The 6,137-nt window shown below is 37.2% G+C and carries 4 protein-coding genes; all 4 read left to right on the top strand.

What is annotated here, in order from left to right; genetic code table 11:
• Positions 1 to 555: 555 nt before the first annotated feature.
• The 4 genes from I6F66_RS20230 to I6F66_RS20215 all read left to right on the top strand — a co-directional run bounded on the left by I6F66_RS20230 (position 556) and on the right by I6F66_RS20215 (position 5,980).
• Complete coding sequence (locus I6F66_RS20230; RefSeq protein WP_165728075.1) at positions 556 to 1,350, top strand: VOC family protein; 795 nt, start codon at positions 556 to 558, stop codon at positions 1,348 to 1,350.
• Between the two features lie 86 nt (positions 1,351 to 1,436).
• Positions 1,437 to 1,799, top strand: coding sequence for a hypothetical protein (locus tag I6F66_RS20225; RefSeq protein WP_165728076.1), 363 nt, complete (start codon positions 1,437 to 1,439; stop codon positions 1,797 to 1,799).
• A complete protein-coding gene (locus I6F66_RS20220; protein ID WP_165741672.1) occupies positions 1,796 to 4,129 on the top strand; it encodes a fatty acid cis/trans isomerase in 2,334 nt (777 codons plus the stop codon). The genes I6F66_RS20225 and I6F66_RS20220 overlap by 4 nt, the downstream gene beginning before the upstream one ends.
• 123 nt (positions 4,130 to 4,252) lie before the next feature.
• Positions 4,253 to 5,980, top strand: a complete 1,728-nt coding sequence (locus I6F66_RS20215; RefSeq protein WP_165728078.1) for a response regulator — start codon at positions 4,253 to 4,255, stop codon at positions 5,978 to 5,980.
• The last annotated feature ends 157 nt before the right edge of the window (positions 5,981 to 6,137 follow it).

Below are 6,137 nucleotides of genomic sequence, written 5' to 3'. Positions count from 1 at the left end.
CAGTAGTGAAACGAAACAGCGCCGATGATAGTGTAGCATTTGCTATGTGAAAGTAGGACATTACCAGGCTTCAAATTGTAGAGAGCCCGAATCTAACGATTCGGGCTTTTTTACGTCTGCAGAAAAGTGAAATGCGCGCAATTAACACACACTCACATCAACACCCATCACGTAGGGCGGGCGAGTGCAGCGACTCCCGACGCTGATATACTGCGTAGCGTACCGACTTTATATTGTAGAGCGTCTGAATCTAATGATTCGGGCTTTTTTACGTCTGCAAAAAAGTGATTTAGGGATTCCTCTAGAGCGAAGGACTTCTTAGTAAATCATTTATATCGATCAGCAATAATATTTAATCAATTTGAGGGATTAAATCTGACGCTAACTGCGTTAAAAATCTCATATATGAAACAACTGAATAACGAATTCTTGCCCTTCTTTTATCGACTCCGCTTAGTTATTGCTCTAATCTCAATTTATGATCTGTTCAATTATGTAGTTTATAAAATGTGACAGAGCTCGTTTAGATAAAAATAGAATAATAAGGGTTTAATAATGAGTGAAATTGATAATCATCCACATGGCATTTTTTGTTGGTCAGAACTTTGTACGCATAATTGGAAAGATGGTAAGGCGTTTTATACATCATTATTTGATTGGGGGTATGACGATCAACCTATTGGGGAGGACATATATTACACCATGCTACAAAAGCAAGGTGGTGATATAGCCGCTATGTATGAAATGCCTAAAGAGCAAATTAGTGAAGGGATCCCAAGTCATTGGTTGGCTTACATTGCCGTCGACAATGTTGATGATTGTGCGCTAAAAGCTAAAGAACTAGGTGCTGAAGTTATTGCCGGTCCTCATGATGTTATGAATGCAGGACGAATGTTGATGCTAAAAGATCCTGTAGGTGCCACTGTTGCACTATGGCAAGGCAATGAGCATAAAGGTTGTAAGTACTTAGGTGAATTAAACACGCCTTATTGGCATGAGTTAGCAACCAGAAATAGTAAAGTAAGTAGAGATTTTTACTGTGCTTTACTAGGCTGGGAAAGTGAAATAAAGCCAATGGAAGGTATGAACTACACTTTATTTTTGGTTGATGGACAGCCAATTGCCGGTATGCTTGAGATGACAAGCGACTGGCCTGAAGATATTCCTGCTCATTGGATGATTTATTTTGCAGTAGAGAGCTGCGATACGGCAGTAAATAAAGCCGCTAGCTTAGGTGGACAAGTATGTGTTCCTGCAACAGATATCCCCGATGTTGGTCGTTTTAGTGTTATATGCGATCCTCAAGGTGGTGTATTTTCGGTGATCGAATCTGTTATAGATGACGTTTAAACAGTTACATTAGCTTTAGCGTTAATTTACTCGCTAGTTTGTTATAATACTCGCCAATTAAATCGTCAGAAAGTGCAGAGAACGCAATGGAATTTGAACAAAATAGCAATTTAACCCTTCCTTTATTTCTATTAGATGAATCATTAAGTAATAGAGATTTAGAGCAGCCTGATTTTGAAATATCAATTGGACTTGATGATGAGTTACTTGCTCAAATTTGCCAAAATCCAAGTGAAGATAGCAGTGTAGCTATTACCGTTAGCGGTTATGAGTTGCTTATAACTGATTCTCTGTATTTAAGTATATTAGAGCAAGAGCATGATGCGCAGATAACATTAACGCATGGGCCTCTTTTAAGTATTGTTTTGAATACTGAAGGTCAAAAAACATTCGTTTCCCCTCAAATGGATATGATGCCTACCTTCGATTTAGGTGACGAGGACGAATGAAAAAAATAATAATAAGTACATTCGTATTAATTATCCTTAGTGGCTGTGCTTACTTAGGTAATGCACATTACGATGATTTATTTGGCCCTGAACAAGCGCAAGAACGTATCGTTCCACATTCTACCCTTGCTGGAGCTGATTTTTTACAAAACGTAAAACCAGTACTCGATACCCGCTGCGTCGTTTGCCATGGTTGTTACGATGCACCTTGCCAGCTTAAGCTCTCATCCCCTGAAGGTATTGATCGAGGTTTGAGTAAAGAGCTCGTTTACGATGGAACTCGTTTATTGGCAACGACCCCAAGCCGTTTATTGTTTGATGCAACCAATACACAGCAATGGCGAGAAAAAAACTTTACGCCAGTGCTAAATGAGCGCGTACAAAGTGAAGAAGCAAACTTAGCGGGAAGTGTTTTATTTAATAGTTTAGTGTTAAAGCAAAGCTATGAATTACCAACTAATGAAGTGCTAGATGATGAATTTGATTTTTCATTAGGGCGTTCGCAAACCTGTGCAACAATGGGGGAGTTTGACCGATTAGCTGACGAGCAACCTCATGGCGGTATGCCTTATGGTTTACCTGGGGTTTCGCGCGAAGAGTTTAATCATTTACAGAACTGGCTTAAAAATGGCGGTAAAATGTCACATATTGAGCCACCAAGTAAGTATGATCAGAATAAAATAAAGGGCTGGGAAGCATTTTTAAATCAAGATAACTTAAAGTATCAGTTATCAGCACGTTATATTTATGAACATTGGTTTTTAGCACATATTTATTTTACGTCAGAGAACCCACAAAGCTTTTTTAAACTAGTTCGCTCAAGTACGCCTCCTGGTGAGGAAATAAAGTTAATTAATACGCGTCGTCCATACGATGACCCTAAAGTTAGCCGTGTTTATTATCGTTTTATGCAAGAGCGTACAACCATACTTTCTAAAACGCATTTACCACTTGAGCTTAATGAAACTAAATTACTGCGTTTGTACGAGCAGTTTATTGCGCCAGATTATACAGTTACGCAAATGCCGAGTTATGAGCCTAAGTCAGCATCTAACCCATTTAAAACTTTTGAAGTTATTCCTATTAATTCTAAATATCAATTTATGCTTGATGAAGCAGAGTTAATTATTATGGGCTTTATAAAAGGGCCTGTTTGTCGTGGTCAGATTGCTTTAAATGTTATAAATGATCACTTTTGGGTGGCATTTGCTGATCCTGATAAGGTTGCGACTCCTGCTGTAGGGGAAATGCTAATGCAACATGAAGAAGCTCTAGAACTTCCTGCCGCAGAGGAAAGTAATGCGTTACCTATTTCTAGCTGGGTTAAATATTCAGTTCGTGAGAAAAAATATTTACAGGCAAAAGTTGAGCTTGCAAACGAAATGTTCAAAGGTGGCGAGCATCTTACAACTGACTTGCTTTGGAAAGGTGATGGGCATAATAAAAATGCTGCACTGACTATTTTCCGCCATTTTGATAGTGCAACTGTTGTTAAAGGTTTTATTGGTCAAGAGCCTAAAACCACGTGGATACTTGATTATGCGTTATTTGAACGTATTCATTATTTGCTTGTGGCAGGCTTTGATGTATACGGAAATATAGGCCATCAATTGGTTACACGTTTATATATGGATTTTTTACGTTTAGAGGGAGAGCAAAACTTTTTAGCTCTATTACCTGAGCACAAGCGTAATCAAATCAAAAAGCAGTGGTATCGTAATTCACCACCTGACTTATCTAAGTTCTTTAAAAGTAACCGAGAATTTAGCCAGCCCAGTGGTATTAACTATGAAACTGATGATCCACAGCATGAACTATATACCTTGATGAAAGAAGCCTTAGCGTCAGTTTTAAGTGAAAAATACAACTACACTGAAGTGGCAAAGCCGTTAAATGTAATAAGTGAAATGCCAGCAAAAGCGGTTAACTTATTACCTCAGCTTTCTTTTATACTTGTAAAGCAAGAAGATAATAGCCATAAGGGCTACACTATTATTCATCATAATGCGCACTACAATATATCTAGTTTATTAAACGAAGATGGCCAACGTGCTTATGATGAAGATACTGCGACTATTGTTCCTGGGTTTATCGGAGATTATCCAGCAGCTATTTGGTATTTAAATAACGAGCAGCAAGTAAATGCTTTTGCCGAGCAATTGCCTATGATGCAAATAGAAGCTGATTATGGTGCATTGAAATCTAAGTTTGGTATACGACGTACTCATCCACAGTTTTGGCAATACAGCGATATATTGCACGATACAGCTAAAAAATATCGTGGGATAGAATATGGAATGTTCGACTATAACCGTTTAGAAAATAGATAGTTAAATAGTTTTATTTTATTAGCCCAACTTTTTAGTTGGGCTTTTTTATTTAATAATCATTATTTAAGCTGCTTATTAGTTCTAAAAAATTGAGCTACACTTAAAACAAAAACAGGGCTTAGTATGTTTAAAGTTGTCGCGAATATCCGTACTCGTTACCGATGGGCATTAATAGCAATAGCACTATTAATAAGCACATCAGCATCACTTATGCAGTATTATTTTTCGGTGCAAAAATATGACGCAAAAATAATAAATATGGCTGGTAAGCAGAGAATGCTTTCTCAAAAAATAGCTTGGCATAGTAATGAGTTATTATTATCGGCAACAAATATTTCTGAGCATACTAAAGCGTTAAAGACATCAGTCGTATCATTCAAAAAAACTCATAATTACTTACTTTCAAAAAATGCTAATGGAGAGTATCAGTACCTTACACCTAAGCTTATTAAGCTATATACGTTAGCTCCTCATAAACTAGATTCCCAAGTTGCAACATATATCCAGCAAGCGGAAAATTTGCTTTATCAACAAGGCCAAGTAGATAAGCGTATATTCTCTGTAACTGAGGTTGAAGAGCTATTAAAGCAACTAGATCATGCAGTGAATTTATTTGAAGAGCAAGCTGTCCAAAAATTGAACTGGGTATCTAACCTTGAATTATTATTTTGGCTTATGGCGATGTTTTTACTACTTGTAGAGTTAAGGTTTGTATTTATGCCAATGGAAAAAGAAATAGGTAACGCATTGTCTAAATACCAAAAGCAAAAAGAGTTCGCTCAACAAGTGAGTCAAAATAAAGAGCATTTTATTGCCAGAGCAAGTCACGAATTTAGAACTCCTTTACAGGGTCTTATTACGTCTATTGAGGAGTTAAAGGTTTCTGATACGCAGCAAAGCGTTAAAACCCAAGCTAATTACTGTGCACTTAGGTTAATAGCCATATTAGATGAACTGCAGGACTTGCAAGCTTTAAGTACAGGAAAGTGGGTACCGCAATTTAAAAATGAAAACCTTCTAGAGTCGTGTAATAAAGTACTAATGGCTTACGAGCATGCTTGTCAGCAAAAAGGCCTAAAACTAGTTAGTTGTTTAGATGAATCATTAAATTGTGTATGTAAATTGGATCATCAACGTTTGCAGCATACGCTTACAGAATTAATCAGTAACGCTATTAAGTTTACGACAGAGGGTGAAATTACTGTCTCTGCAAAGCTTTTTAATAATGAACTTTGTGTCACTGTAAGTGATACTGGTTGTGGTTTTTCGAAAGAGATTACTGATCTTGAATTTGACTCATTTAAACAAACAAACCATTTTCAAGGATTAAGAACAGGTCTCACTCGGGTTCAGTATGTTGTAAAGGCGTTGCACGGTGAAATTACCTTCAAAAATAATGAAGCCCATGGGGCGCTGGTATCTTTGCACTTACCAATAATTGCCAGTAAAGCTCTCCCAAACCCTCGTAAAATAAATGACAAACTAAAGTGTTTAGTCGTTGAAGATAATCCATTAAATACTATATTACTGACCCGCATACTTAGCTTATTAGGTTTAAGCTATGATTGCGCTGAAAACGGCAAAGTCGCGTGCGATATGGTGAGTGAAAATCAATACGATATTGTTTTTATGGACTTAAATATGCCAGTAATGGATGGGTTTGAGGCGATTAAAAAAATACGCTCTGATCTTAATAAAGTAATGCCAATTATTGTTATAACAGCAAATACTTCACAAAATGATATAGAGCGAGTTTATGAATACGGAGCTAACCTCCATATTCATAAGCCAATAAGCCAGCAAGCAATTAAAGACGCATTAAATAGTATTAGCGTTGCTAGGGCGTGTTGATCTTTGGTAGTTGAATTTGCAGCAGACTGTTTGGTTTTTAGGCAAGGCAGAGCCTATGTAGTGTGGTTATTCCCCATAAATAGGCGATAACGCAGCATAAATACCAAACATGCGCTGCCCATTGGGTTCTTTCTAGGGACGATTAACTCTTTGTTGC

Source organism: Pseudoalteromonas sp. NZS100_1, from assembly GCF_015864285.1.
GTDB classification, from domain to species: domain Bacteria; phylum Pseudomonadota; class Gammaproteobacteria; order Enterobacterales; family Alteromonadaceae; genus Pseudoalteromonas; species Pseudoalteromonas arctica.
The sequence above is the reverse complement of the archived record's forward strand: the minus strand, read 5'-3'. Positions and strand labels throughout refer to the sequence as shown.